This window comes from Klenkia marina, from assembly GCF_900101025.1.
Taxonomy (GTDB): Bacteria; Actinomycetota; Actinomycetes; order Mycobacteriales; family Geodermatophilaceae; genus Klenkia; species Klenkia marina.
In genome coordinates this window covers 215,291-239,437 of sequence record NZ_FMUH01000002.1, presented here as the reverse complement: position 1 = coordinate 239,437, position 24,147 = coordinate 215,291, and the positions used below count along the sequence as shown (strand labels likewise).

General features: G+C 74.8%; 27 protein-coding genes and 1 riboswitch. Of the genes, 8 read left to right on the top strand and 19 right to left on the bottom strand.

Annotation, left to right across the window (positions count from 1 at the left end; genetic code table 11):
- Window positions 1-30: 30 nt before the first annotated feature.
- Window positions 31-864: an ABC transporter ATP-binding protein gene (locus BLP29_RS06355; protein ID WP_092801438.1), complete on the top strand. Its 834-nt coding sequence runs from the start codon at window positions 31-33 to the stop codon at window positions 862-864.
- A 53-nt stretch (window positions 865-917) separates the two neighbouring features.
- On the top strand, window positions 918-1,208 hold the full coding sequence (locus BLP29_RS06350; protein ID WP_092801435.1) for a DUF1540 domain-containing protein: 291 nt from the start codon (window positions 918-920) through the stop codon (window positions 1,206-1,208).
- 37 nt (window positions 1,209-1,245) lie between these two features.
- Here BLP29_RS06350 and BLP29_RS06345 read toward each other — a convergent pair whose 3' ends face one another.
- From BLP29_RS06345 to BLP29_RS06330, 4 genes are all read right to left on the bottom strand, one after another.
- Entirely contained in the window at window positions 1,246-1,668 is a 423-nt protein-coding gene (locus BLP29_RS06345) for a hypothetical protein (RefSeq protein WP_092801432.1), read from the bottom strand.
- 63 nt (window positions 1,669-1,731) lie between these two features.
- Complete coding sequence (locus BLP29_RS06340; RefSeq protein ID WP_092801430.1) at window positions 1,732-3,603, bottom strand: BCCT family transporter; 1,872 nt, start codon at window positions 3,601-3,603, stop codon at window positions 1,732-1,734.
- 215 nt (window positions 3,604-3,818) lie between these two features.
- On the bottom strand, window positions 3,819-4,850 hold the full coding sequence (locus BLP29_RS06335; protein WP_092801428.1) for an iron-siderophore ABC transporter substrate-binding protein: 1,032 nt from the start codon (window positions 4,848-4,850) through the stop codon (window positions 3,819-3,821).
- A gap of 39 nt (window positions 4,851-4,889) precedes the next feature.
- Complete coding sequence (locus tag BLP29_RS06330) at window positions 4,890-5,912, bottom strand: acyl-CoA dehydrogenase family protein (RefSeq protein WP_092802960.1); 1,023 nt, start codon at window positions 5,910-5,912, stop codon at window positions 4,890-4,892.
- 44 nt (window positions 5,913-5,956) lie between these two features.
- On the opposite strand from BLP29_RS06330, the gene BLP29_RS06325 reads away from it, so the two are divergent.
- Entirely contained in the window at window positions 5,957-6,862 is a 906-nt protein-coding gene (locus tag BLP29_RS06325; protein WP_092801427.1) for a mechanosensitive ion channel family protein, read from the top strand.
- Window positions 6,859-7,428 (top strand): Rv3103c transmembrane domain-containing protein, encoded by a 570-nt coding sequence (locus tag BLP29_RS21225; protein WP_207798343.1) that lies wholly within the window; start codon window positions 6,859-6,861, stop codon window positions 7,426-7,428. Before BLP29_RS06325 ends, BLP29_RS21225 begins: the two co-directional genes overlap by 4 nt.
- Window positions 7,429-7,561: 133 nt before the next feature.
- Here the strand turns inward: BLP29_RS21225 and BLP29_RS06315 are convergent, their stop codons facing one another.
- The 3 genes from BLP29_RS06315 to BLP29_RS06305 are packed head-to-tail and all read right to left on the bottom strand — an operon-like array spanning window position 7,562 to window position 9,371.
- A complete protein-coding gene (locus BLP29_RS06315) occupies window positions 7,562-8,590 on the bottom strand; it encodes a zinc-binding dehydrogenase (RefSeq protein WP_092801426.1) in 1,029 nt (342 codons plus the stop codon).
- A 14-nt stretch (window positions 8,591-8,604) separates the two neighbouring features.
- Entirely contained in the window at window positions 8,605-8,907 is a 303-nt protein-coding gene (gene tatA / locus BLP29_RS06310; RefSeq protein ID WP_092801425.1) for a Sec-independent protein translocase subunit TatA, read from the bottom strand.
- Between the two features lie 41 nt (window positions 8,908-8,948).
- Window positions 8,949-9,371 (bottom strand): MarR family winged helix-turn-helix transcriptional regulator, encoded by a 423-nt coding sequence (locus BLP29_RS06305; RefSeq protein WP_092801424.1) that lies wholly within the window; start codon window positions 9,369-9,371, stop codon window positions 8,949-8,951.
- An 82-nt stretch (window positions 9,372-9,453) separates the two neighbouring features.
- Between BLP29_RS06305 and BLP29_RS06300 the strand changes: the two genes are divergently transcribed.
- Entirely contained in the window at window positions 9,454-11,253 is a 1,800-nt protein-coding gene (locus tag BLP29_RS06300) for an ABC transporter ATP-binding protein (protein ID WP_092801423.1), read from the top strand.
- Here the strand turns inward: BLP29_RS06300 and BLP29_RS06295 are convergent.
- From BLP29_RS06295 to BLP29_RS06285, 3 genes are read right to left on the bottom strand one after another with little or no spacing between them, the layout of a single operon-like run.
- Window positions 11,250-11,510, bottom strand: a complete 261-nt coding sequence (locus BLP29_RS06295) for a DUF167 domain-containing protein (protein WP_092801422.1) — start codon at window positions 11,508-11,510, stop codon at window positions 11,250-11,252. The two genes, BLP29_RS06300 and BLP29_RS06295, sit on opposite strands and share 4 nt — an antisense overlap.
- Window positions 11,501-12,070 carry a TetR/AcrR family transcriptional regulator gene (locus tag BLP29_RS06290; protein ID WP_092801421.1) on the bottom strand — a complete coding sequence of 190 codons (570 nt, stop codon included), beginning with the start codon at window positions 12,068-12,070 and terminating at the stop codon, window positions 11,501-11,503. The genes BLP29_RS06295 and BLP29_RS06290 overlap by 10 nt, the downstream gene beginning before the upstream one ends.
- 16 nt (window positions 12,071-12,086) lie before the next feature.
- A complete protein-coding gene (locus BLP29_RS06285; protein WP_207798342.1) occupies window positions 12,087-12,653 on the bottom strand; it encodes a hypothetical protein in 567 nt (188 codons plus the stop codon).
- A gap of 96 nt (window positions 12,654-12,749) precedes the next feature.
- On the opposite strand from BLP29_RS06285, the gene BLP29_RS06280 reads away from it, so the two are divergent.
- The 3 genes from BLP29_RS06280 (at window position 12,750) to metX (ending at window position 15,687) form a co-directional block, all read left to right on the top strand.
- The gene (locus BLP29_RS06280) at window positions 12,750-13,190 is read left to right on the top strand and encodes a DUF6630 family protein (RefSeq protein ID WP_092801419.1); all 441 of its coding nucleotides are present in this window, start codon (window positions 12,750-12,752) and stop codon (window positions 13,188-13,190) included.
- A 33-nt stretch (window positions 13,191-13,223) separates the two neighbouring features.
- Window positions 13,224-13,340: riboswitch (SAM riboswitch) on the top strand.
- A gap of 45 nt (window positions 13,341-13,385) precedes the next feature.
- Window positions 13,386-14,672 (top strand): bifunctional o-acetylhomoserine/o-acetylserine sulfhydrylase, encoded by a 1,287-nt coding sequence (locus BLP29_RS06275; protein WP_092801418.1) that lies wholly within the window; start codon window positions 13,386-13,388, stop codon window positions 14,670-14,672.
- Window position 14,673: 1 nt separating this feature from the next.
- Window positions 14,674-15,687, top strand: coding sequence for a homoserine O-acetyltransferase MetX (gene metX, locus BLP29_RS06270; RefSeq protein ID WP_092801417.1), 1,014 nt, complete (start codon window positions 14,674-14,676; stop codon window positions 15,685-15,687).
- Between the two features lie 9 nt (window positions 15,688-15,696).
- On the opposite strand, the gene BLP29_RS06265 is transcribed toward metX, so the two are convergent.
- The 9 genes from BLP29_RS06265 to BLP29_RS21745 all read right to left on the bottom strand — a co-directional run bounded on the left by BLP29_RS06265 (window position 15,697) and on the right by BLP29_RS21745 (window position 24,121).
- The gene (locus BLP29_RS06265; RefSeq protein ID WP_092801416.1) at window positions 15,697-17,667 is read right to left on the bottom strand and encodes a methyl-accepting chemotaxis protein; all 1,971 of its coding nucleotides are present in this window, start codon (window positions 17,665-17,667) and stop codon (window positions 15,697-15,699) included.
- 204 nt (window positions 17,668-17,871) lie between these two features.
- A complete protein-coding gene (locus BLP29_RS06260) occupies window positions 17,872-18,360 on the bottom strand; it encodes a hypothetical protein (protein ID WP_092801412.1) in 489 nt (162 codons plus the stop codon).
- Entirely contained in the window at window positions 18,357-18,719 is a 363-nt protein-coding gene (locus BLP29_RS06255) for a response regulator (RefSeq protein WP_092801409.1), read from the bottom strand. Before BLP29_RS06255 ends, BLP29_RS06260 begins: the two co-directional genes overlap by 4 nt.
- Window positions 18,716-19,207, bottom strand: coding sequence for a chemotaxis protein CheX (locus BLP29_RS06250; RefSeq protein WP_092801406.1), 492 nt, complete (start codon window positions 19,205-19,207; stop codon window positions 18,716-18,718). Before BLP29_RS06250 ends, BLP29_RS06255 begins: the two co-directional genes overlap by 4 nt.
- On the bottom strand, window positions 19,204-19,587 hold the full coding sequence (locus BLP29_RS06245; protein ID WP_092801403.1) for a response regulator: 384 nt from the start codon (window positions 19,585-19,587) through the stop codon (window positions 19,204-19,206). The genes BLP29_RS06250 and BLP29_RS06245 overlap by 4 nt, the downstream gene beginning before the upstream one ends.
- Before the next feature lies 1 nt (window position 19,588).
- A complete protein-coding gene (locus BLP29_RS06240; protein WP_092801400.1) occupies window positions 19,589-20,419 on the bottom strand; it encodes a CheR family methyltransferase in 831 nt (276 codons plus the stop codon).
- Entirely contained in the window at window positions 20,416-21,498 is a 1,083-nt protein-coding gene (locus BLP29_RS06235; protein ID WP_092801397.1) for a protein-glutamate methylesterase/protein-glutamine glutaminase, read from the bottom strand. The genes BLP29_RS06240 and BLP29_RS06235 overlap by 4 nt, the downstream gene beginning before the upstream one ends.
- 87 nt (window positions 21,499-21,585) lie before the next feature.
- Window positions 21,586-22,494: a hypothetical protein gene (locus BLP29_RS06230; protein ID WP_207798341.1), complete on the bottom strand. Its 909-nt coding sequence runs from the start codon at window positions 22,492-22,494 to the stop codon at window positions 21,586-21,588.
- 13 nt (window positions 22,495-22,507) lie between these two features.
- Window positions 22,508-24,121, bottom strand: a complete 1,614-nt coding sequence (locus BLP29_RS21745) for a methyl-accepting chemotaxis protein (RefSeq protein ID WP_092801394.1) — start codon at window positions 24,119-24,121, stop codon at window positions 22,508-22,510.
- Window positions 24,122-24,147 lie beyond the last annotated feature (26 nt).

The window sequence follows — 24,147 nt, the reverse complement described above, 5'->3', positions numbered from 1 at the left end:
CCGAACCACCACCGGAATGAGGTACCCCTCGTGACCGCTGTCCTGAGCCACCCGACCGACCTGCGCAGCACCGCACCGCGGGTGCGACTGGCCGCCGAGCGCGTGCGGCTGGCCTACGGCGACCACGTGGTCGTCGACGACCTGGACATCGAGCTGCTCGACGGCTCGTTCACCGTGGTCGTGGGCCCCAACGGGTGCGGCAAGTCCACGCTGCTCAAGGCGCTGGGCCGGCTGCTGCGCCCGGACTCCGGCCAGGTGGTGCTCGACGGCAAGCCGATCGCGAAGACCCCCACCCGCGAGGTCGCCCGCACCCTCGGCATGCTGCCGCAGACCCCGGTCGCCCCCGAGGGGTTGACCGTCGCCGACCTGGTCGCGCGTGGCCGGCACCCGCACCAGTCGTGGCTGCGCCAGTGGTCGCACGACGACGAGGACGTCGTGGCCGAGGCGCTGGCCTGGACCGACATGGCCGAGCTCGCCGACCGGCCGGTCGACGCCCTCTCGGGCGGGCAGCGGCAGCGCGCCTGGATCTCGATGGCGCTGGCGCAGGGCACCGACCTGCTGCTGCTCGACGAGCCCACCACCTACCTCGACCTCTCGCACCAGATCGACGTGCTCGAGCTGGTCGCCCGGCTGCACGCCGAGCGCGGCCGCACCGTGGCCGTGGTGCTGCACGACCTCAACCTGGCCGCCCGGTACGCCCAGCGGCTCGTGGCCATGAAGGACGGCGTCGTCGTCGCCTCGGGCACCCCGCACGAGGTGCTCACCGAGCAGCTGCTCGCCGACGTCTTCGACCTCGAGGCCCGGGTGATCGACGACCCGGTGTCGGGCACCCCGATGGTCGTCCCGGTGCGCCGCCTGCGCTGAGGCAAGCCTCCGCTTCGTGGCGGACCGGGGCGACCGCTGCCACCCTGACCGGCATGACGAGCACCCAGCAGATGCCCCAGGTCCAGGACTGCTCCGTGAGCAGCTGTTCCTACAACGCCGAGCACAGCTGCCACGCCGGTGCGATCACCGTCGGCGGCGACCACGCCCACTGCGGCACCTTCGTCGAGATCTCGTTCCGCTCGGGCCTCGAGCGCACCGGCGTGGTCGGCGCGTGTCACCGCGCCGACTGCGCGCACAACGAGAAGCTCGAGTGCACCGCGGCGTCGGTGCAGGTCGGTGCCGCCGCCGACAAGGCCGACTGCCTCACCTACTCGGCGCGCTGACCGCCCGCTGCTGACCTGCCGGCCAGCAGAGCGGCCACTACCCGGCCAGCAGAGCTGCGACGTCGGGGAGCTCCTCGAGCTCGACCCGACCGGTCGCGTCGACCCGCAGCGCCGCGTCGGCCACGGCCAGCGCCGCCACCGGGTCGGCGTCGTCGACCACCACGGTCGCGCCCCGGTCGGCCAGGGCACGCAGGCCGGCCAGCACCGTGCGGCGCTGGGTCGACGTGAGGCCGTCGGTCAGCCGGTCGACCAGCACCACCGGGGTGGTCGCCTCGGCCAGCATCGTCATGCGCTCGGCCAGCGTCAGCCCCGGTCGGGCGCCCAGCCGCGCCACGCGCAGGTTCGCGTGCCCGGCACTGCAGCGAGCGCTGTCCTCGTCGAGCGCTGCGCACACGGCGGCGCGGACGGCGTCCGGACCCGCCAGGGCGACGACGGACGCGACGGGCAGCTTCAACGGCACGGGACGGACCTCCAGGACGGGTGAGGTCAGGCTAACCTGACCTCACCCGTCCTGTCGAGGAGCTCAGTCCCGCGGCTCCTGCGGCCGACCGGCGCCGAGCGGCTGCTCGGACGGGCGGGGCAGGGGCGAGCCCACCTCGCGGGCGGTCAGCCCGCCGGGCGTGCGCGCGGCCACCGTGCGGCTGGGCGTCGGGCCGTCGGCCACGCCGTCGCCGTCCTCGTCCGGGGCGTGCTGGACGCTGAGGACGAAGTCGTCGCCGTGCGTCTGCAGCCCGTGGACGACGGCCTGCTCCACCGCCTCGGTGGCCACCACGCTGCGCAGCATCATCGGGTCGCTGCGCAGGTCCTTGGCCAGCGAGACGGCCAGGCCGATCATCACGAGGACGAACGGCAGCGCCACGATGATCGTGAGGTTCTGCAGCCCCTCGAGGCCGGCGTCACCACCGATGATCAGCATGATCGCCGCGACCGACCCCATGACGACGCCCCAGAACACGACCACCCAGCGCGAGGGCTCCAGCGTGCCGCGCTGGCTGAGCGAGCCCATGACGATCGAGGCGGCGTCGGCGCCGGAGACGAAGAAGATGGCGACGAGCACCATCACCAGCACGGTCGCCGCCGTGGCCAGCGGGTACCGCTCGAGGACGGCGAACAGCTGCCCCTCCGACGTGTCCTGCCCCGCGATCGCCCCGCCGTCCTGCTGGGCGGCGATGCCGGCCCCGCCGAACACGGCGAACCAGACCAGGCTGACGGCGCTGGGCACCAGCAGCACGCCGGTGACGAACTGCCGGATGGTGCGGCCGCGGCTGATCCGGGCGATGAACAGGCCGACGAACGGCGTCCAGCTGATCCACCAGGCCCAGTAGAAGACCGTGTAGCCCTGCAGCCAGGTGGCCATGGCGTCGCCGCCGGAGGCCTCGGTGCGGGCGGCCATCTCGCCGAGCTCGCTGAAGTAGCTGCCCAGCGCGGTCGGGATCAGGTTGAGGATCAGCACGGTCGGGCCGACGACGAACACGAAGACGGCCAGCACCAGGGCCAGCACCATGTTGGTGTTGGACAGCCACTGGATGCCGCGCGAGATGCCCGAGACGGCCGAGGCGACGAACGCCATGGTCAGCACGGCGATGATCACGACCAGCACGCCGTTGCCGACGTCGCCGGCCCAGCCCAGGATCTCGACGCCCGAGCCGATCTGCAGGGCGCCCAGGCCCAGCGAGGCGGCCGACCCGAACAGCGTGGCGAAGATGGCCAGGACGTCGATGACCTTGCCGGCCGGGCCCTCGGTGCGGCGCTCACCCAGCAGCGGGGCGAACGCCGCGCTGATCAGCTGCTTGCGGCCGCGGCGGAAGGTGCCGTAGGCGATGGCCAGCCCGACGACGGCGTAGATGGCCCACGGGTGCAGCGTCCAGTGGAAGAGCGTGGTCGCCATGGCGGTCGAGACGGCGGCGGCGCTCTCGGCGTCGACCGTGCCCGGGGGCGGTGACGCGTAGTGCGCCACCGGCTCGGCGACGCCGAAGAACATGAGGCCGATGCCCATGCCGGCGCTGAACATCATCGCGATCCACGAGACGGTCCGGAACTCCGGGCCCTCGTCGTCACGGCCCAGGGGGATGCGCCCGTAGCGCGACGCGGCCAGCCAGATCACGTACACCACGAAGCCCGAGGCGGCCAGCACGAAGAACCAGCCGAGGTTGGTCTCGATCCAGCCCAGCGCGCTCGAGCTCGCCGTCCCCAGGCCGGTCGGGCTCAGGAAGCCCCACGCCACGAACGCCAGCGCGAGCGCGGCGGAGACGCCGAACACGACCGTGTCCAGGTGGCCCTTCTCGTCCGCGACCGTAGGTGGCGGCTCGGCGATCGCCGGGTGCTCGCCGGTGTCGGTCGGGCGTGGCTCGGGGTGCTCGGACGCGCTCTCGGGTCGGGGTGCAGTCGTGGTCACAGTCGGGTACGCCGCATGGTCTCGGGCGCCCTCCCTCCGGTCTCGGGTGCAGGTCCGCCCACGTCTGCGCAGGTGGGAGACGTGGACCGACCACCCACCGTCCGCTGCGAGGGCCTTCGACGCAAACCGAGACCGTCAGGTGCAACTCTTCCGTGATGTGCCGATCGCCCCGGCCCGGGGTCCGGGACGGGGCGCTCGGGGACGCAGCGGCGGGGTCAGCCGGCCAGTGCGGTCCGGATCTGCGGCACGAGCTGGTCGAGCGCGAAAGGCACGCTGAGCACGTCGTTGTAGCTGATCGCACCGCCGCCGGTGAGCGGGTCGACGTAGACGATCCGGCCCGCCTGCACCGCCGGGACGCTGCCGAACACCGGGTCGGCCTCGAGCGTGGCGCGGGTCTCCTCGACGCTCTCCAGCGCCAGGACGACGACCAGGTCGGAGTCCAGCAGCTGCACCTGCTCGGCCGAGACCGTGACGAAGAACCCACCCTCGGCGTCGAGGTCGGCGATGCCCGGGGTCAGCTCGAAGCCGAGGTCGGTGAAGAACTGCGTGCGGGTGTCGCCCTCGACGTAGGCGGAGTAGCCGCCGCTGCCGTCGGTGGCCGGGAGCGCGACGACCACGGTCTTGCCGGCGAAGTCGGGGTTGGCGTCCCGGGCGTCGGCGAAGGCCTGGTCGACGCCGTCCACCAGCTCCTGGGCCTCGTCCTCCTGGCCGACGGCCTTGCCGATGGCCAGCGTGGCCTCGTCGCGGTCGACCAGGTAGGCCGTCGAGCCCTCCGGCCGGGCCAGGACGGGCACCAGGGCCGACAGCTGGTCGTACTCCTCCTGCTCGATGCCGCTGCTGACGGCGACCACGAGGTCGGGCTTCAGGGCGAGCACCTCCTCGACGCTGGGCGTCTCGGCCACCGGGAAGACCTGCATCTCGGCCTCGCCGGCGAGGTCCTCGGCCCAGGGGCCCAGCGCGGGGACGGCGGCGTCGGGGAAGGTGACGAACTCCTGGAAGGCGACCGGCTGGACGCCGAGGGCCAGCAGCGGGTCGACGTCGGTGTAGCCGATGACGACGATGCGCTCGGGGGCGGTCTCGATCGTGGTCTCGCCGAAGGCGTTGGGGATGGTCACCGGGAAGGCGCCGTCGGCCGACCCCGAGCCGGCCGAGGAACCCGCGGCGTCGTCGTCGGAGGAGCCGCCGCAGGCGGTCAGGGCGAGGGCGGTGACGGCGGCGAGCGCGGCCAGGGTGGAGCGGCGGGACACGGTTCTCCTCGGTGGATCAGGACGTCGGTTAGGACAGCCTCACCTGCCCGCGGCGTCCTGACCAGCGCCGAGACCGGATCGTGATGCGCCCAACCGGTCGAGCAGCGCCGCCCGGATGGCCGGCCGGGACCCGAACACGAGCAGGAACAGGGCCTCCCGGGTGAGCCGCTCGGCGGGGTGGCCGCGCGACACCGACCGGCTGCCCGTGGCCACCGCCAGCAGCCCCGCCGCCCGGTGCGCGAGCGCCGCCGCCTCGGCCCGTGCGCCGGGCAGGTCGGCCGGGCCCGCGGCGTCCAGGCGGGCGCGGGTGTCGGTGAGGTCGGCGGCCAGCCCGGGCAGGTCGGCCAGCCGGGTGCACCGGCCGACCAGGCCCAGGGCCAGCGACCCGTTGGTGCGCAGGTTGCCGGGGTCGGCGGCCTGCCACTCGGCCAGCGGCACCGAGCGCACCAGCCGGGACGCCGGCACCTCGTGCCCCTGCAGCCGGAGCTCGACCGTCGAGCTGGCCTGCACCGCGACCAGCTGCTGCTGCACGGCCTCGAGCGTCGGGCCGGCGACGGCGTCCACCAGCAGGAAGTGGACGACGTCGGCGTCGTCCCGGGCGGCGACCAGCACGACGTCGACGTGGTCCCAGCCGGTCACCCACGGCACCCCGCCGTCGAGCACGAACACCTCGCCCTCGCGGCGGGCGGTGATCGCGACCGGCTGCGGGCGGGTGGCCGCGAGCAGCGCGATGCCCGACCGCACCCGCCCGGCGCAGAGGTCGGACAGGTACTCCTCGGCCAGCGGCGACCCGGCGACCATCGCGGGCACGGTGAGGTGCTGCAGCCAGACGAAGGCGGTGGACAGGTCACCGCCGGCGAGCGCCTCGGCCACCGCGTGCACCGTGCCCGGGTCGGCGGCCAGCCCGCCGTGCGCGACCGGTCCGGTCAGCCCGTAGAGACCGGCGTCGGCCAGTGCGTCGAGGACGGCGGTGGGGACCGCACCGGCGGCGTCGACCCCACCCGCACCGGGGAAGAGCAGGTCGTCGGCGAGGGCCCGGGCGCGGGCGACGATGTCGGACACCCGGCCATGCTGCCCCGCCACCGGCCGCGGCACACTGGATCGCGATGGATGTCCTCGCGATCGCTCCGCTGTCGAACCTGACCGACTGGGTCCGGGGCCGTGGCCTGGCCGTCGTGATGATCGTGGTCGGCGCCGTGCTGCTGGCCCGCTTCGTCACCTGGCTGGGCGGCAAGATCACCAGCCGCATCGACGCCGGGGCCTCCGGCGGCGACGCCCTGGTGCGCTCGGAGGCGGCCAAGCACCGGCACTCGCTCACCCAGGTGCTGCAGTGGGTCGCCGTCGTCGTGATCTACACGGTCGCCACCGTCACCGTGCTCTCCACGCTGGGCCTGCCGGTCACCAGCCTGGTCGCGCCGGCCACCGTGCTCGGCGTCGGCCTGGGCTTCGGCGCCCAGCGCATCGTGCAGGACGTGCTGGCCGGGTTCTTCCTCATCACCGAGCGGCAGTACGGCTTCGGCGACGTCGTCTCGATCGCCGTGGTCGGCGGTGGGGACCCGGCCGAGGGCACCGTCGAGGACGTGACGCTGCGCATCACCCGCATGCGGTCGATGAACGGCGAGGTGGTGATCATCCCGAACGGGCAGATCGTCAAGGTCATCAACCTCTCGCGCGACTGGGCCCGGGCGGTCATCGACGTCCCCGTGCCCGCCAGCACCGACGTCAGCCACGTCCAGGACGTGCTGCGCGAGGTCGGCGAGGAGGCCTTCGCCGACGAGCACCTGACCAAGCTGCTGCTGGACGCCCCCAGCGTCATGGGCGTCACCAGCCTCGGGCTCGACGAGGTCAACGTGCGCATCGTGGCCCGCACCCTGCCGGGCAAGCAGTTCGACGTCGGCCGCGACCTGCGCTCGCGCATCGCCCTGGCCTTCCGGCGGGAGGGGATCGTCGTCCGGCCGCAGAGCCCCGAGGAGCCCGTGACCGCCCACGACCCGCGCGAGGTGAGCTCGTGACCGACCGCCCCGCCGACGACCGGGCCCCCGACGCCCCCGACGCCCGCGCCGCCGAGCAGCCGACCACGCAGCTGCCGACGGTCACCGCGGACCCGGGCGCCACCAGCGGTCCGACCGTCACGGCCGCACCCGCCACCCGCCGCCGCTCGCGCCTGTGGCCGCGCCGGGTGCCCTCCCGCATCGGTCGCGCCCGCACCTCGACCGTGGTCCTGGCGCTGGTGTTCGTGGCCGCCTTCTTCACCTGGGACCCGCGGCTGATGACGACGTCGATCAGCGATCCGGCGCCGGCGTCCACCGAGCAGTCCGTGGTGCCCACCGAGCCCACCGAGCCGACGACGCCGACCGCCCCGACCGAGCCGACGGCGCCGACCAGCACCGGGACGCCGACCACCACCGCGCCCTCGACGACGCCCCGGACGACCACCTCGGCGCCCTCGACGACGACACCGGACGACGAGTCGACCCCCACCACCACGCCCGCGCCGACCACGACGGCCCCGGCCCCCACGACGACCGCGCCCCCCACCACCCAGGCCCCGCCCACCACCGCCGTCCCCACCGGCTGACGGCCCACGCCGGTGCGGCGCCCGGGGCCGCACCCCGGACGCCGTGCACGCGGCGGTGCGCCCGCACGCGGGTGACGGGCCGAGGTGAGCCGCCTGCACGCGCAGTGGCCGGGGCGGTGCGCTCGCAGCGTGGTCAGAACCGGGTGATGACCGCGATGCCGGGGGTGCGGCCGACGGCGACCAGGGCCTCGGCGGCGTCGTCCAGGGACAGCTCGCGGGTCACGAGGTCCTGGGGACGCAGGCGGCCGGCGGCGATCATCGACAGCATCGCCGGGTAGTCGGCGGCGGCCATGCCGTGGCTGCCCAGCACCGCGAGCTCGCGGGCGACCACCAGCTCCATCGGCACCACCGCCCGGCCCTGCGCGGGCGGCAGCAGCCCCACCTGCACGTGCCGGCCGCGCGGGCGCAGCGCCCGGATCGAGGCCTCGCAGGTGGCCGGCGAGCCCAGGCAGTCCAGGCCCACGTGCACGCCGCCGCCGGTCAGCTCGACGGCCAGCTCGACGAAGCCGTCGGCCGAGTCGAGCACGTGCTCGGCGCCCGTCGCCGCAGCCAGCTCGCGCGCCCCGGGCGAGGGGTCGACGGCGACCACCCGCGCCCCGACGGCGACCGCGACCTGGACCGCCGACAGCCCCACCCCGCCGCAGCCGACGACCAGCACCCACTCCCCCGGCGCCACCCGACCGACCCCGGTGACGGCCCGGAAGGCGGTGGCGTACCGGCAACCCAGCGCCGCGGCGGTCGCGGTGGACAGCTCCTCGGGCAGCGCGACCAGGTTGATGTCGGCGGCGTCGAGGGCGACGTACTCGGCGAACGAGCCCCAGTGGGTGAAGCCGGGCTGCGTCTGGCGCAGGCACACCTGGCCGGCGCCCTCGCGGCACGGCGGGCAGGTGCCGCAGGCGCACACGAACGGCGCGGTGACCCGGTCGCCCACCGACCAGCCGCGCACCCGCGCACCGACGGCGGCCACGGTGCCGGCGAGCTCGTGGCCGGGCACGTGCGGCAGGACGACGTCCGGGTCGTGGCCCGACCAGGCGTGCCAGTCGCTGCGGCAGACCCCGGTGGCCCCCACGGTGACGACGACGCCGTCGGGCGCGGGGGTCGGGTCGGGCACCTCCCGCACGGTCAGCGGGCCACCGAACTCCTCGAACACCAGCGCGCGCACGCGCCGAGGATGCCCTACCGCTGGGCGTCGGCGCGGGCGCGGGCGGCGCGGGTGCGGGCCTCCAGCGCGGCGGCCTCGGCCTCGGCGGCGGCGACCTCCAGCGCCTCGGGGCTCGACGGCTCGGTGGTGCCGACCGCCCCCGGGCGCACGGGCTGTGCGGCGGTCGGGCGGCCGTCGTCGGCCATGCCCTTCATCTCGCCCTTGAAGATGCGCAGCGAGCGCCCGAGGGACCGGGTCGCGTCGGGCAGCTTCTTGTAGCCGAACAGGACGAACACCGCCAGGACGATGAGCGCGATCTCCGGTGCACCCAGGTTCATGCCCCCCAGGGTGCCAGCCGCGGCTGCGAGGAACCCGTGGGTCAGCTGTCGGCGAGCAACCGGCGGAGCAGGCGGGCCAGCTCGGCGCGCTCGTCGGCGGGCAGCCGGGCCATCAGGGCCCGGGAGTCGGCCCGGCGGGCGGCGTGCACCTCGGCCTGCACCCGCTGGCCCTCGTCGGTCAACTGCACCCGCACGGCGCGGCGGTCGGCCGGGTCGGGCGCCCGCTCGACCAGGCCGCGCTCGACGAGGGCGTCGACGACCTCGGTGGCCGACCGCGGGGCGATGTGCAGCGCGCCGGCGAGCTCGGACAACCGCATGCCCTGCGACCGGGCGACCACGAGCAGGGCACGGGCGTGGTGCGGGGACAGGTCCCACGGTTCCAGCACCTCGCGCCAGCGACCCCGCAACGACCGGGCGGCCCGCAGCAGCAGCTCGCCGACGTCGTCGGTCCCGGGTCCGCCCACGCCGGGAATGGTAGCGACCTCGGCGAGGTTGCCTCACCGTGAGGTAACCTCAGCATCAGTCCCGACAGAGAGGGGGTCGTGCATGCCACGCCCCGAGACCCGGCCGAACCCGGCCGACACGACGCAGCTGCAGCGCTCCCCGGTGTCCCTCCGGCGGGTGCTTGCGCTCTTCGCGCCCTACCGGCCCCAGGTGGGCACCGTCGTGGCGCTCATCGTCGTGAGCTCCGTGGTGGCCCTGGCCACCCCGTTCCTCGTGCGCACCGTCATCGACGACGCGATCCCCCAGCAGGACGTCGCCCTGCTGGCCTGGTGCGTGGCCGCCATGGTCGCCGTCGCCGCCACCACCGCCCTGCTCGGCGTCGTGCAGACCTGGCTGTCCACCACGGTCGGCCAGCGCGTCATGCACGGCCTGCGCACCGCCGTCTTCAGCCACCTCCAGCGCCAGTCGCTGGGCTTCTTCACCCGCACCCGCGGCGGTGAGGTGCAGTCGCGGCTGACCAACGACATCGGCTCCATGCAGTCGGTGGTCACCACCACCGCGACCAGCCTGGCGTCCAACGCCACCACCGTCGCCGGCACGGCCGTCGCGATGGCCGCGCTGAGCTGGCGGCTGTCGCTGCTGTCCCTCGTCGTCCTCCCGCCGGCGGTCTGGCTGACCCGCAAGGTCGCGCTCATGCGCCGGGAGGTCACCGCGCAGCGGCAGGCCCGCATGGCCGACATGCAGACCCAGGTCGAGGAGGGCCTGTCGATCTCCGGCGTGCAACTGGGCAAGACCCTGGGCACCGGCCCGGCGCAGTCGGCCCGCTTCGCCGCCACCTCGCAGGAGCTGGTCGGGCTCGAGGTCCGCTCGCAGCTGGCCGGCCGCTGGCGCATGGCCAGCATGAGCATCGTCTTCGCCGGCATCCCGGCGCTGATCTACCTGTTCGCCGGTCTCCCGGCGACGTCGGGCGGGATGACGATCGGCACCCTGGTCGCGTTCACCGCGCTGCAGGGCACGCTGTTCCGGCCGCTCATGGGCCTGCTCGACGTCGGCGGGCAGCTGATCACCTCGATGGCCCTGTTCAGCCGGGTGTTCGAGTACCTCGACCTGCCGGTCGACATCGACGACCCCGCGAGGCCGCGCACCCTGGGCGCGGCCAGCGGCGAGGTGCGCCTGGAGCACGTCGGGTTCAGCTACGACGGCGACCGGCCCGCCCTGGCCGACGTCGACCTCGTCGTGCCGGCCGGCAGCACGCTGGCCCTGGTCGGGGAGACCGGGTCGGGCAAGTCCACGCTCGCCTCGCTGGTCAGCCGGCTCAACGACGTCACCACCGGCCGCGTGACCATCGACGGGGTCGACGTCCGCGACCTCACGCTCGCCGAGCTGGCCCAGGTGGTCGGCGTGGTCAGCCAGGAGACCTACCTGCTGCACACCACGGTGCGCGAGAACCTGCGGTACGCCCGGCCCGACGCCACCGACGTCGAGATCGAGGACGCCGCCCGGCGGGCCCAGGTGCACGACGTCCTGGTCGCCCTGCCCGACGGCTACGACACGATGGTCGGCTCCCGCGGGCACCGGTTCTCCGGCGGGGAGAAGCAGCGGCTGGCCATCGCCCGCACCCTGCTGCGCGACCCCCGGGTGCTGGTGCTCGACGAGGCCACCAGCGCACTGGACAACGAGACCGAGCGCGCGGTCCAGGCCGCCCTCGACGAGGTCGCGAAGGGCCGGACGACGATCACGATCGCCCACCGGCTGTCCACGGTCCGCGACGCCGACTCGATCGCCGTCCTGTCGCACGGCCGGGTGGTCGAGCAGGGCACCCACGACGAGCTGGTCGCCGCCGGTGGCCGGTACGCCGCGCTGGCCGGCTCCCCCACCGGAGCGGCTGCCGTCCCGGCCTAGGGTCCGGCCAGCAGGGCGGTGAGCCGGTCGGGGTCGCCGCCGTCGACCTCGGCCACCTTGGTCCGCGACGTCGCCCCGGTGACCAGCGCGACCTGACGGCGACGCACCCCGAAGGCGTCGGCGAGCGCGGCCAGGGCGGCGTCGGTGGCGGCCCCGTCGACCGCGCGGGCGGCCACGCGGACGACGAGGGCCCCGTCGTGCGAGCCGGCCACCACGGTGCGCCCCGACCCCGGTCGCACCCGCACCGTCACCCGCACGCCCGCACCAGCCAGTCCGCCAGCACCTGGCGCTGCTCCGCGGCGTCCCGGCGGTGCGGCCAGGTGACCAGCCCGAACGCGATCCCCTCGGTCAGCGCGTGCAGCTCGACCACCGCAGCCGGCCGCGCCCCGGGGGCGACCAGGGCCACGACCTCGGCGCACGAGGCGAGCAGGGCGGCGTCGACCTCGTCGGCGATGGCGGCCAGTGCCGGGACGGCCCGGGCCCGGGCCACGTAGGCGTAGTACACCTGCGCCTCGGCCCGGGTCTCCTCGGCGAAGGGCATGACCTGGTCCAGCAGCGCGAGGGCGCAGCGCACCGGGTCGCCGATGCGGGGCACGGCCGCCGACCGTGCGGCCACCCGTTCGGCGACGGCTCGCATCGCTGCGGCGTGGAGCTGCTCCTGGCTGGCGAAGGTGCGGGTCACCGCGCCCAGCGAGAGGCCCGCCGCCGCGGCCACCGACCGTGCGGTCACCGCGTCCAGCCCGTCGCGGACGGCGACCTCGCACACCGCGGCGACCAGCCGGTCCCGGCGCGCGTCGACGTCCACGGTGCGGGGCACGGCTCCATCCTGCCGCTCAGCGCTGCGCCGACGCCGGCACCGTCACCCGGGCGAAGGCCGGGCCCGCCAGGAACCAGATGCCGACGACGACCGGCAGCACCCCCATCGGCGCCCACAGCGGGTTCGCCGGGACGTCGGACGTGCTGGAGGGGAACGCCCCGGTCCCGGCCACCAGCCCGAGACCGGCGAGGACCGCGACGGCGAGGACGGCGGCCAGCACCACCCGCCCCCACTCGACCCACAGCGACCGCACGTACGCCCGGCTGCCCCGCTCGGGCCGGGTCGGCGGCGGCGCTCCGCCGAACCGGTGCGCCACGCGGGCGTCGGCCCAGCGCACCAGGGGGTGCCCGAACGCCACGGTGACGCCCAGGTACAGCGCGGCGAGGGTGTGCGTCCCGTCCGGTGCGGCTCCGCGGGCCAGGTCGAGGGCCACGACCGCGAGCAGGACGACGTCGACCAGCGGTACGCACAGCAGCAGCAGGGCGCCCAGGCGTGGTCGGCGCAGCGCGTAGCGGGTCAGCAGGCCGGCCACCAGCACCACCCAGAAGGCGACCTCGGCGCCGACGACGAGGGCGGGGATCACGGCGAACTCCGGGCGGCCATGCACCCACCATGCCGGAACACATGTTCCGGAACAAGCGCACTGCCCTCGCCGCGGCCCCGCGCTACGGTCGTCCGGGTGACCGACGCAGCCGATCTCGCCCGCTGGGAACGCCTCTGCGCGCTGCTGGACGACGACCCCGAGCTGTGGCCCTCGGTGCAGGCCACCCTCGAGGACCCGCCGGCCGACCCCTGGACGGCCCTGCTGGACGGCCTGGACGACGCCGGCGCGCTGGCCTACCTGGACCACGACGACCAGGGCAGCGAGCTGGCCGAGGCCCTGGCCGGGGTGCCGCGGGTCCGTGACGCCCGGCTCGACCTGGGCCGGGTCACCGACACCGACGGCGACGTGGCGCGGGCGGTGCAGGTCGCCGACGAGGTGCTCGCCCCCGCGGGGCTCTGCCTGGTGCACCTCGCCGAGGACTCCGACGCCTACCCGCTCGTCGCCGTCCGGTCCGTCGACCGCGCCGAGATCGAGCGGGTCGTCGCCGAGCTGGGGCACTCCACGACCCTCGGGTGACACCGGCCCGGGCCCCCTCTACGATCGGACCTGGCTCACGAGAGGCAGCGACAAGCACCTGGCTTGCTGCCCGGCAACCGCTACTCCGTCTGCGGTGCTCCCAGGGGAAGAGCCGGTCCGTCGGCGCCCGCCGGTGGACAACCGACGGAGTGCCCGAGCGCCCGGGCCCTCCCGACACCGAGGAGGACGGCGCACATGAGCGGATCCTGGAGCTTCGAGACCCGGCAGATCCACGCCGGAGCCAGCCCCGACCCCACCACCGGGGCGCGGGCGCTGCCGATCTACGCGACCACCAGCTACCAGTTCCGCGACTCCCAGCACGCCGCGGACCTGTTCGCCCTCGCCGAGATGGGCAACATCTACACCCGGATCATGAACCCGACGCAGGACGCGCTCGAGCAGCGCGTGGCCTCGCTCGAGGGCGGCGTCGCCGCGCTCGCCGTGGCCAGCGGCCAGGCGGCCGAGACGCTGTCGATCCTCAACCTGGCCGAGGCCGGCGACCACGTCGTCGCCTCCGCCAGCCTGTACGGCGGCACCTACAACCTGCTGCACCACTCGCTGCCCAAGCTGGGCATCACGGTCTCGTTCGTCGAGGACCCCGACGACCCGCAGGCCTGGCAGGCCCTGGTGCAGGACAACACCCGCGCCTTCTACGCCGAGACCATCGGCAACCCCAAGGGCGACGTCCTGGACATCTCCGCGGTCAGCGAGGTCGCGCACCGCAACGGCGTGCCGCTCATCGTCGACAACACGATCGCCACCCCGTACCTGATCCGGCCGATCGAGTTCGGTGCCGACGTCGTCGTGCACTCGGCCACCAAGTACCTGGGCGGGCACGGCACCGCGGTCGCCGGGGTCATCGTCGACAGCGGCAACTTCGACTGGCGCGGCGGCAAGCACCCGATGTTCACCACCGCCGACCCGACCTACCACGGCGTGGTCTACGCCGACCTCGGTGCGCCGGCCTACGCGCTCAAGGCCCGGGTGCAGCTGCTGCGCGACCTCGGCCCGGCGATCAGCCCGTTCAACGCCTTCCTCGTGGTGCAGGGCATCGAGACCCTGTCGCTGCGGCTGGACCGGCACGTGGCCAACGCCCAGCGGGTGGCCGAGTGGCTCGAGGCCCGCGACGAGGTCGAGTCGGTGCACTACGCCGGTCTGCCGTCGTCCCCCTGGCACGCCGCGGCGAGGAAGTACTCCCCCAAGGGCCCCGGCGCCGTGCTCGCCTTCGAGATCGCCGGCGGGGTCGAGGCCGGCAAGGCCTTCGTGGAGGCCCTCGAGCTGCACAGCCACGTGGCCAACATCGGCGACGTGCGCAGCCTGGTCATCCACCCCGCGTCGACCACGCACTCGCAGCTGACCCCCGAGGAGCAGCTCACCACCGGCGTCACCCCCGGCCTGGTGCGCCTGGCCGTGGGCCTGGAGGGCATCGAGGACATCCTGGCCGACCTCGACGCCGGCTTCCGCGCGGCGAAGAGCGCCTGAGGTGGCGGCCGCCTGGCGGGTCGGCGACCCGCCCGGCGACCGCCGCTTCGCCGACCTCGCCCCGCTCGACCTCGAGCGGGGCGGGTCGCTGCCCGCCGTCCGGGTGGCCTACGAGACCTGGGGGTCGCCCAGCGACCCCGCGGTGCTGGTCGAGCACGCACTGACCGGCGACAGCCACCTGCTCGGCCCGGTCGGGCCCGGCCACCCGACGCCCGGGTGGTGGGAGGGCCTGGCCGGGCCGCTGGCGGGGCACTTCGTCGTGTGCGCGAACGTGCTGGGTGGCTGCCAGGGGACCACCGGACCCGCCGACGACGCCCCCGACGGCCGGCCGTGGGGCGCCCGTTTCCCCGAGATCACCATCGCCGACCAGGTCGAGGTCGAGGCCCGGCTGGCCGCGCACCTGGGCATCGAGCGCTGGGCCGCGGTCATCGGCGGCTCGATGGGCGGCATGCGGGCGCTGGAGTGGGCGGTGTCGCGCCCCGCCCAGGTCGAGCGGCTGTTCTTCCTGGCCTCCGGCGCGGTGGCCACGGCCGACCAGATCGGCACCCAGACCACCCAGCAGGCCGCCGTCGCCCTCGACCCGGCCCGCGGGCTCGAGGTCGCCCGCCGGATCGCCCACCTCACCTACCGCAGCGCCTTCGAGCTCGGCACCCGCTTCGGCAACGGCCTGCAGGACGACGGGCGCTTCGCCGTCGCCAGCTACCTGGAGCACCACGGCACCAAGCTGGCCCGCCGGTTCGACCCGCACAGCTACGTGCTGCTCACCCAGGCCATGAACACCTGGGACGTCGGCCGCGGGCGCGGTGGCGTCGAGGCCGCCCTGGCCCGGGTGACCGCCCGCAGCCTGGTGGCCGGCATCGACTCCGACCGGTTGTACCGCATCGAGGAGCAGCAGCGGGTCGCCGACGCCCTCGGCGTCGGCCTGCGCGTCGTCGAGAGCCCGTACGGGCACGACGGCTTCCTGGTCGAGGTCGACGCCGTCGGCGACCTCGTCCGGGAACTCCTCGCCGGCTGACCTGCGGGGTCAGACCCGGAAGGTGCCCACCAGGCCGTCGAGCTCCTGCGAGATCGCCGACAGGTCCTCGGCCGCGCTGCGGGTGTCCCGGGCCCGGGCCGTGGTGCTGGTGGTGACCTGGGCGACCGCGTCGATCGAGCGGACGATCCCGCCCGAGGCGGTGTTGGCCGAGGCGGTCAACCGGGCCATCTCCTGCGTGGTGGCGCTCTGCTCCTCCACCGCGCCGGCCAGGCTGGCGCTCACCTCGTCGACCTGGTCGACGATGCCCTGGATCTCCTCGATCGACCGCACCGCCGACGCCGTGCTGTCGGTGATGGCCGCGACGCGGGCGGCGATCTCCTCGGTGGCCCGGGCGGTCTGCTGGGCCAGCTCCTTGACCTCCTCGGCGACGACGCCGAAGCCGCGGCCGAACTCGCCGGCGCGGGCGGCCTCGATGGTGGCGTTGAGCGCCAGCAGGTTGGTCTGCTGGGCGATCGCGGTGACCAGCTGGACGGCGACGCCCACGGCGGAGGCGTCCTCGCGCACCCCGCGCACCTCCTCGGCGGCGGCCCGGGTGCGCTCCACGGCCTCGCTGGTGATCTCCGAGGCGCGGCTGGCGCTGCGGGCGATCTCCGAGATCGACGAGGACATCTCCTCGCCGGCCGCCGACAGACCGGCCACCTCCTCCTGCACCGTGCCCGTGGAGACGACCGCGCTCTCGGCGCGGGCAGCGCAGTCCTCGGCCTCGCTGCTGAGCCGGTCGGCGGTCGACGTCAGACCGGTCGCCGAGTCGCGCAGCCGGCCGGAGGACTCGTGGATGGCCCGCACGGTGGTGGCCACCTTGGCGGTGAACTCGTTGAAGGCGGCGCCGAGCTCACCGGCCTCGTCGGAGCGCTGGTCGTCCAGGCGCACGGTCAGGTCGCCCTCGCCCTGGGCGATCTCGCGCATGCGGTCGCGGGCCACCAGGAAGGGCCGGAAGACCGACCGCACCAGCAGCCAGGTGCCGACGGCGGCCACCAGCACGGTGAGCGCGGCCAGCAGGACCAGCTGGTTGCGGGCCTCGTGCGCCGAGGCCAGCACCGAGGACTCGGGCACCGACACGGCCAGGGCCCAGGTGTCGCTGGGGGTGAACGACAGCGGCTGCACGGTGGTGAACGTGCGCTCGCCGTCGTCGTCGATCCACCGGTCGGCGGCCTGGCCGCCGGCCGAGGTGATGAGGTCGGCCAGCGTGGCGTCCTGGTCGGCCAGGGGCGCGCCCTGCTCCAGCCCCGCCCCGGAGCCGATCACGGCGCCGGCGGTGGAGACCAGGGTCGCGGTGCCGGTGCCGAAGGGCCGGATCCGGGAGACGGTGTCCTGCTGGGCGGTGACGTCGATGTCCGCGCCGACGACGCCGATCGTGGTGCCGTCGACCACGACGGGGACGGTGACGCTGGTCAGCAGCAGGTCCGCACCCCCCACCTCGTAGGTGTAGGGCTCGATGACCTGGTCCTGGCCCGTGGTCAGGGGCTCGCTGTACCAGGCGCCGGCGGCACCCGGGTCGGCGTAGCCGCGGCAGCCGCGCCCGTCGATCGCCCCGTCGCTGCGGAACCAGTAGGAGATGTACCGGCCGGTGGCGTCGGACATCGGGGTGTCCACGAAGTCGGCGTCGCGGCCGTCGAAGGCGTTCGGCTCGAAGACCGCCCAGACGCCGGCCAGGCCGGGGTTGGCGGTGAGCACGCCCTGCAGCGTGGCGTCGGCGAGGGCGCGGGCGTCGGTCGCCGCACGCAGCGGCACGACGGCACCGGACAGGTCGCGGGCGACGGAGAGGGCGTCGGTCACCTGCGTGCCGGCGGCGTCGGCGCCGCGGCCGGCCAGGGCGGTCGCGTAGGCCTCGGCCTGGCTGCGGGAGGAGTCCTGGACCTGGACGGTGAGGACGACGGCCAGCACGGTGAGGCAGAGGACGAGCAGCACGACCAGCCCACCGACGAGGCGGGTCTTTGCGCTGCGGAGGAACGTGGGCATCGGGGCTCCCGCATCGGAGGGAACCGGGTGTTCCCCGGATCGCTCCGAGGTTCGGCCGGGGCGCGACCGGGCTTGAGCCGGTCCAGGAATTGGTCAGGTCGCCGTCCCGGGGCCTCGACTTGTCGACCCGCGCCCGTCCCTGGACGCACGACGACCCCGCAGGCCGGGGCCTGCGGGGTCGTCGTGGGGTGTCTCAGGCGACGGTCACGCCAGGATGATCGAGAGCGATCCCGAGCCGTAGCCGCCCACCGTGACGTCGAGGTCGACGCGGTTGGTGGACGCCGTGAGCCCGGCGAGGTCGGCGGGGAACGCCTCGCCCGGCGCGTACAGCTTGTCCAGCTTGGAGTGCAGCACCCCGCCGGCGTTGAACAGCGACGCGGCCACGTTGACGACCTCGTGCAGCACCTCGACCTGCATGCCGGTGAGCTCGCCCTCCTCCACCGAGTCCTCGCAGCCGCCCTTGGGCAGCAGGGCCAGGGCCCCGGCGCACCAGGCCGACAGCGGCAGGTCGATGAGGATGATCGCGTTCAGCCCGTACGTCGGGTCGACGTAGGTGGCCATCGCGGCCGGCCGCGATGCGCTCGGCGTGACCGGGGCGCCCGGGCCGAGGGTGACGTCGCGGCCGAGCAGCCCCTGGAGCAGGTCCAGGACGGCCTTGTTGCTCGGCAGCGACGTCGCGACCGGGGCGCTCATGCCAGCACCGGGTCCAGCGCGTCGCGGAAGGTGTCCGCGGTGAACGGCTTGGCGATCAGGAACAGGGCGCCGGCCGCGGCGGCCTCGTCGCGCATCTCGGGCGAGCCCTCCGAGGTGACGAAGCCGAAGGGGACCGAGGACCCCTGCGCACGCAGCGCGCGCAGGCAGTCGATGCCCAGCATGTTCGGCATGTTCCAGTCCGACAGGACCAGGTCCGGCGACTCCGTGCCGACCTTGGCCAGGCAGTCGGCGCCGTCCTCGGCCTCGACGATGTCCACGTCGTCGTAGCCGGCCTGGCGGAGCGTGCGGACGACGATCTGCCGCATGACACGGCTGTCGTCGGCGACCAGGATCTTCACTTGTTGACCTCCGTGGTGGTTGCGGGCGCCTCCGAGGCGCCCTGGATGGTGATGGCGAGGTCGTGACCGCGCCAGCTCGCGCTGACCCGGCAGGTGTCCTCGTCGTCGGCCCGCACCGGCGGGGTGCCGGTCTCGGGCAGGCCCAGCGTCGACGGGCCGGGGAGCAGGGACTTCACGTTGCCGCCGAGGATGTTGGCCAGCTCGCGGAGCACGTCGTCGACGTCCTCCTCGGTGGGCTCCTCGTCGGCGCGCATCTGCAGCACCGAGCGGGTCAGGTCGGCGGTGCCGCTCTGCTCGCAGGTGAGCACGACGACGCCGTTCCAGGGGCCGGTGACGGTGACCCAGGAGCTGGGGCCGGCGACGGCGGGCCCGACCGGGCCGAAGCCGGGCAGGAGGTACTCCTCCTCGCCGACCAGGGCGCTCCAGACCTCGCCGGCCACCGCGGTGACCGTCTCGCCGTCGAGCAGGTGGGTGATGGGCGCGCTCATGCCGGGACCCCCGTGGGCATCAGGCCCAGGAGGGCCAGCTTGTCGCCGATCGCGTCGGCGGTGAAGGGCTTGATGACGTACTCGTGGGCACCGGCGGCCAGCGCCTTGACGATCTGGCCGTGCTCGCTCTCGGTGGTGACCATCATCAGCGTCACCGAGCGCCAGGCCGGGTTGGCCCGGACGACGGAGACGAACTGCAACCCGTCCATGACGGGCATGTTCCAGTCGATGCAGGCCAGGTCGGGGACCCAGCCCTCCTCGAGGACGTCCAGGGCCTCGCGGCCGTGACCGGCGGGGCGGGTCTCGTACCCGAACCCTTCGAGGATCGAGGCGACGATCCGGCGCATGGCGCGGGAGTCGTCGATCACCAGCGCTCGCATGTCAGTTCCCCTTCGTCGGTCGGTAGGCGGAGCCGCGGCCGCAGGGGACCCGCTCCCAGGTGTCGTCGACACCCAAGGTCGTCTCGGCGGCGCCCAGGAAGAGCCAGCCGTCGGGGCGCATGACCTGCCGGACCTTGCGCAGGATGTCGCGCTTGGTCGGCGGGTCGAAGTAGATGAGGACGTTGCGCAGGTAGACCACGTCGAACGGGCCGAGCCGGGGCAGCGGGCCGGCGAGGTTGAGCTCGCTGGCGGTCACCATCCCGCGGAGGGCCGGCGCGATCTCCCACTCGGTGCCGACCCGGGTGAAGTGCCGGATCAGCATCGGGGCGGGCAGGCCGCGGTTGACCTCGAGCTGGCTGAACCGCCCGGCGCGGGTGCGCTCGACCATCGCCCGCGAGATGTCGGTGGCGGTGATCTTCACCCGGCTCGCGGCGCTGGGCAGCGCGTCGGCGAGCAGCATGCCGATCGTGTAGGCCTCCTGCCCGCTGGAGCAGGCCGCCGACCAGATCTTGATGTCCTCGGTGGGTCGGCGGGCGGCCTGGAGGGCCGGGACCACCGTGCTGGTGAGGGTGGTGAAGGGGTCGCCGTCACGGAACCAGGAGGTCTCGTTCGTGGTCAGCGCCTCGACGATGCCCCGGATCGCGACCGGGTCGGGACGGGCCCGCACGCGGTCGACGAGCTCGGCGACGCCGGGCAGACCCATCTGCCGGGCCAGCGGCATGAGCCTGGCCTCGACCAGGTACTCCTTGCCCGGGGCGAGCACGATGGCCGACTCCCGGCGCACGAGCTGGCAGACCCAGTCGAAGCCGGACGTGGCGAGTGCAGTGGTCATGGACGGGCTCCGACCAGGGTCGAGGGACGGGTGGCGGTCAGGCGGAGGATCGTGTCGGTGACCCGGTCGAGCGGGACCACCTCGTCGGCGTGGCCGGCCTGCGTGACGGCCCCGGGCATGCCCCAGACCACCGAACTGGCCTGGTCCTGGGCGACGACGGTGCCGCCGGCGGCACGGATCTGGCCGGTGCCGATCTTCCCGTCGGACCCCATGCCGGTCAGGACGACGGCCAGCACCGCGCCGTCGTAGGCCTTGGCGGCCGAGCGGAACAGGACGTCGACGGCGGGGCGGCAGAAGTTCTCCGGCGCGGCCTGGTCCAGGGCCGTGCGCCGGACGCCGGCACCGGGGGCCACCGTGAGGTGGAAGTCGCCGGGGGCGATGTGCACCGTGCCCGGGGCGATCGGCACCCCGGCCGTGGCCTCCACGACGGTGAGCGCGCTCAGCCGGTCGAGCCGGCCGGCGAACTGCTTGGTGAAGACCGGCGGCATGTGCTGCACGACCAGGATCGGGAGCGGGTAGTCCCGCGGCAGGCGCGGGATGACCTTGGTGAGCGCGTCGGGTCCACCGGTGGAGGACCCGATGACCAGCACGGCCGGGGTCCTGCGTGCCCCGCGCGGGGCGGGCGGCGGCGGGGGGACGGCGGTGCGCGGCGCGGCGGCGGGGGTGAGCGGCCGGCCGGTGAGCACCTTGATCCGCGGGATGAGCTGCTCGCGCACGCTCTCCTTGGACTGCTGCACGCTGCCGACGTTGGCGGGCTTGGTGACGTAGTCGTCGGCCCCGGCGGCGAGGGCGTCGAGGGTGGCGGTGGCGCCCCGCTCGGTCAGCGTGGAGAACATGATGATCGGGGTGCGCCGCCCGGTCCGGCGGATGGCGGTCACCGCCTCGATGCCGTTCATCTCCGGCATCTCGATGTCCATCGTGATGAGGTCCGGCCGCAGGGCGTCGACCTTCGCGAGCGCGACCTTGCCGTTGACGGCCGTGCCCACCACCTCGATGGCGGGGTCCTCGGCGAGGACGTCGGTGACGATCTTGCGGACGACGATCGAGTCGTCCACCACCATCACGCGGATCGGGGGCACGGCATCCTGCTCTCTGCTGGTGCCGGCCGGGGGGCGGGCAATGGTCTTCTCATCGGCACTGCGGTGGCCCGGGTTGAGCCGGGGAGCTCAGCTGCTGGTGGGGTGCACCCCCGTCGGGTGGGAGCCCTCGGCCAGCAGCCACGGCAGCAGCAGCTGCTCGAGGGCGGCGGTGTCCAGCAGGTCGGCCATGGCCACGCCCTGCACCACGCCGGAGAAGGCGTTCCACACCCCGCGGGCGCCGTCGCCGGGGGTGAAACCGGCCGCCCGGAAGGCGCCGACGGCCAGCAGCTGGGACGTGCCCAGGGCACGGGTGCGGCCGGACACGTGCGCGGCCCAGGCCGCGCCGTGCATGGCGGCCGCCCACGACCGGCGCGCTTCCCGCACCTCGTCGACGGCGACGCGCCAGCGCCCGCGGCGCACCTCGTCGGAGGCGGCCATGCCGTCGGCGAGCTCCAGCAGGGCGCCCGTCGCCGGGCCGAGGTCCGGGGGCGGCACGGGGCCGGCCTTCTCCACCAGCGCGGTGGCGGCCCTGCGGTCGCGGTCGGCCACCGCCGCGGCGGCCCAGCCGGCCACGGCGGCGTCGGCGAGGACGTCGGCAGCCAGCTCGCGCACGTCGGTGCCCACCTCGACGGCGGCCGCCGACTCCGGACCGAGCACGTCCTCCCGGAGCAGGCGCTCGAGGGAGGCGGCGTCGCCGATGGTGCCCTGCTCGAGGAGCGCGACCAGCGCCTCGGTGCGCGCCTCGGGGTGGGCGCGGGCGGTGCGCAGGTCGACCACCCCGGCGGCGGCCGTCTCGCGGATGCGGGCCGCCCGGTCGCTCCAGCGGGTGCGCTGCGCGGCCGACCCGCTGACGACCGGGTGGTGGGCGGCCCACCCCCGCAGGTGCTCGGGGGTGGCGCCCAGGCCGGCCAGGAGCACGGCGGCGACGTCGGGACCGCCGGGCAGGCGGACGAGGTCGAAGCCGAGGGTGGCGGCGCTGACCAGCGAGTACGGCACGGGGACCCCGGTCCTAGTAGGTGAAGCCGCGCACGGCGGCGTTGAGGTCCCCGGCCATGCGGGACAGGTCGTCGACCGAGACGCGGGCCTGCCCGAGGGCCTCGGTGGTGGCCGCGGCCGCCCGCGAGACGCCCTCGGTGTTGGCCGCGATCTCGGTGGTGCCCGTGGCCGCCTCGGCCACGCTGCGCGACATCTCGTTGGTGGTGGCGGTCTGCTGCTCCACCGCGCTGGCGATGGTCAGCTGGTAGTCGTTGATCTGCCCGATGACCTCGCCGATGCGGCCGATCGCGGCCACCGCGCCCCCGGTGTCGGCCTGGATGGCCTCGACCCGGCGGGCGATGTCCTGGGTCGCCCGGGCGGTCGCCCGGGCGAGCTCCTTCACCTCGTCGGCGACCACGGCGAAGCCCTTGCCGGCCTCGCCGGCGCGGGCGGCCTCGATGGTCGCGTTGAGGGCGAGCAGGTTGGTCTGGCCGGCGATGGTGCTGATGAGCTTGACGACCTCGCCGATCTCCTGGGAGGACTCCCCGAGCCGGCCGATGGTGGCGTTGGTCTGCTCGGCCTCGGTGACCGCCTCGCCGGCCACCCGGGCCGCCTCGTCGGCGTTCTGGGCGATCTCCCGGATGGACGCCGACATCTGCTCGGCACCGGCGGCGACGGTGGCCACCGAGCGCGAGACCTCGTCGGCGGCCGCGGAGACCAGGCCCGACTGGTCGGCGGTGTCCGCCGAGGACGCCGAGATCTGGGCCGACGCCGCCGACAGCTGCTGGCTGGCCGCGGCGACCGCGTCGGCGGACCGGACGACGGTGCCCAGCACGCCCTGCAGCTGCGCCGCGGCGGCGTCGAGGGCGGCACCGGCCCGGCCCATCTCGTCACCGGAGGTGAGCCCGGTCCGCCGGGTCAGGTCGCCGGCCCCGATGCCCTCGGCCACCTGACGTACCCGGTCGAGCGGGCGCACCAGGCCGCGGGTGGTCCGCCAGGCCAGCAGAGCCGCGAGCAGCAGCCCGCCGAGCCCGGCCGCCCAGAGCAGCCAGGTGGCCCGGTCCTGGGCGGCCGCCTGCGCGGCGGCCAGTCCGTCGAGCCGGCCCTGCGCAGACCCGGCGATGGTGTCGGCCAGCCCGAGCACGACGGTGTAGCCCTCGCCGGCCTCCCCGCCGTTGATGGAGGTCTGCGCGGTGGCCAGCCCCGCCTGGGTGCCGGGTCGGACCCACTCGACCACCTGGTCGTCCCAGGCGAAGTAGCTGTCCCACGCCGGGCGCAGCTGGTCGAAGGCGGCCCGTTCGGTGGCGTCCATGGCGTCGGTGTCCACCCCGTCCAGCCAGGCGTACACCGTCGCCTTGCTGTCGAGGAACCCGGCGCGGTTGTAGGCGTCGTCGGCCAGCGCCTGCTCGGGGCCGAAGGCGGCGACGTCGGCGAGCACGAAGCCCTGCCAGCCGGTGGCGTCGGCGATCTGGAAGCGCATGGTCTCCGCGTTGCGGAGCACGCCGTCGACGGCGCTGACCTGCTCGGCCAGGTGGCGCTGCTGGGCCACCGCGGCGACGCCGCCGACGGCGCAGCCCAGCAGCAGCCCGGCCACCGCGCCGAAGGCGAGGCCGAGGCGGGTGCGCAGCCGGAGGTCACGCAGGGTCATGGCGGTCCCTCTCGTCTCGTCGTCCG

Bases quoted from the DNA above. Each gene is read 5' to 3' on its own strand.
- BLP29_RS06275 (WP_092801418.1), top strand. From the start codon at position 13,386: ATGAGCGGATCCTGGAGCTTCGAGACCCGGCAGATCCACGCCGGAGCC.
- BLP29_RS21745 (WP_092801394.1), bottom strand. From the start codon at position 24,121: ATGACCCTGCGTGACCTCCGGCTGCGCACCCGCCTCGGCCTCGCCTTC.
- BLP29_RS06245 (WP_092801403.1), bottom strand. From the start codon at position 19,587: ATGCGAGCGCTGGTGATCGACGACTCCCGCGCCATGCGCCGGATCGTC.
- tatA (WP_092801425.1), bottom strand. From the start codon at position 8,907: ATGAACCTGGGTGCACCGGAGATCGCGCTCATCGTCCTGGCGGTGTTC.
- BLP29_RS06240 (WP_092801400.1), bottom strand. From the start codon at position 20,419: ATGACCACTGCACTCGCCACGTCCGGCTTCGACTGGGTCTGCCAGCTC.
- BLP29_RS06250 (WP_092801406.1), bottom strand. From the start codon at position 19,207: ATGAGCGCGCCCATCACCCACCTGCTCGACGGCGAGACGGTCACCGCG.
- BLP29_RS06265 (WP_092801416.1), bottom strand. From the start codon at position 17,667: ATGCCCACGTTCCTCCGCAGCGCAAAGACCCGCCTCGTCGGTGGGCTG.
- BLP29_RS06325 (WP_092801427.1), top strand. From the start codon at position 5,957: ATGGATGTCCTCGCGATCGCTCCGCTGTCGAACCTGACCGACTGGGTC.
- BLP29_RS06300 (WP_092801423.1), top strand. From the start codon at position 9,454: ATGCCACGCCCCGAGACCCGGCCGAACCCGGCCGACACGACGCAGCTG.
- BLP29_RS06350 (WP_092801435.1), top strand. From the start codon at position 918: ATGACGAGCACCCAGCAGATGCCCCAGGTCCAGGACTGCTCCGTGAGC.
- BLP29_RS06260 (WP_092801412.1), bottom strand. From the start codon at position 18,360: ATGAGCGCCCCGGTCGCGACGTCGCTGCCGAGCAACAAGGCCGTCCTG.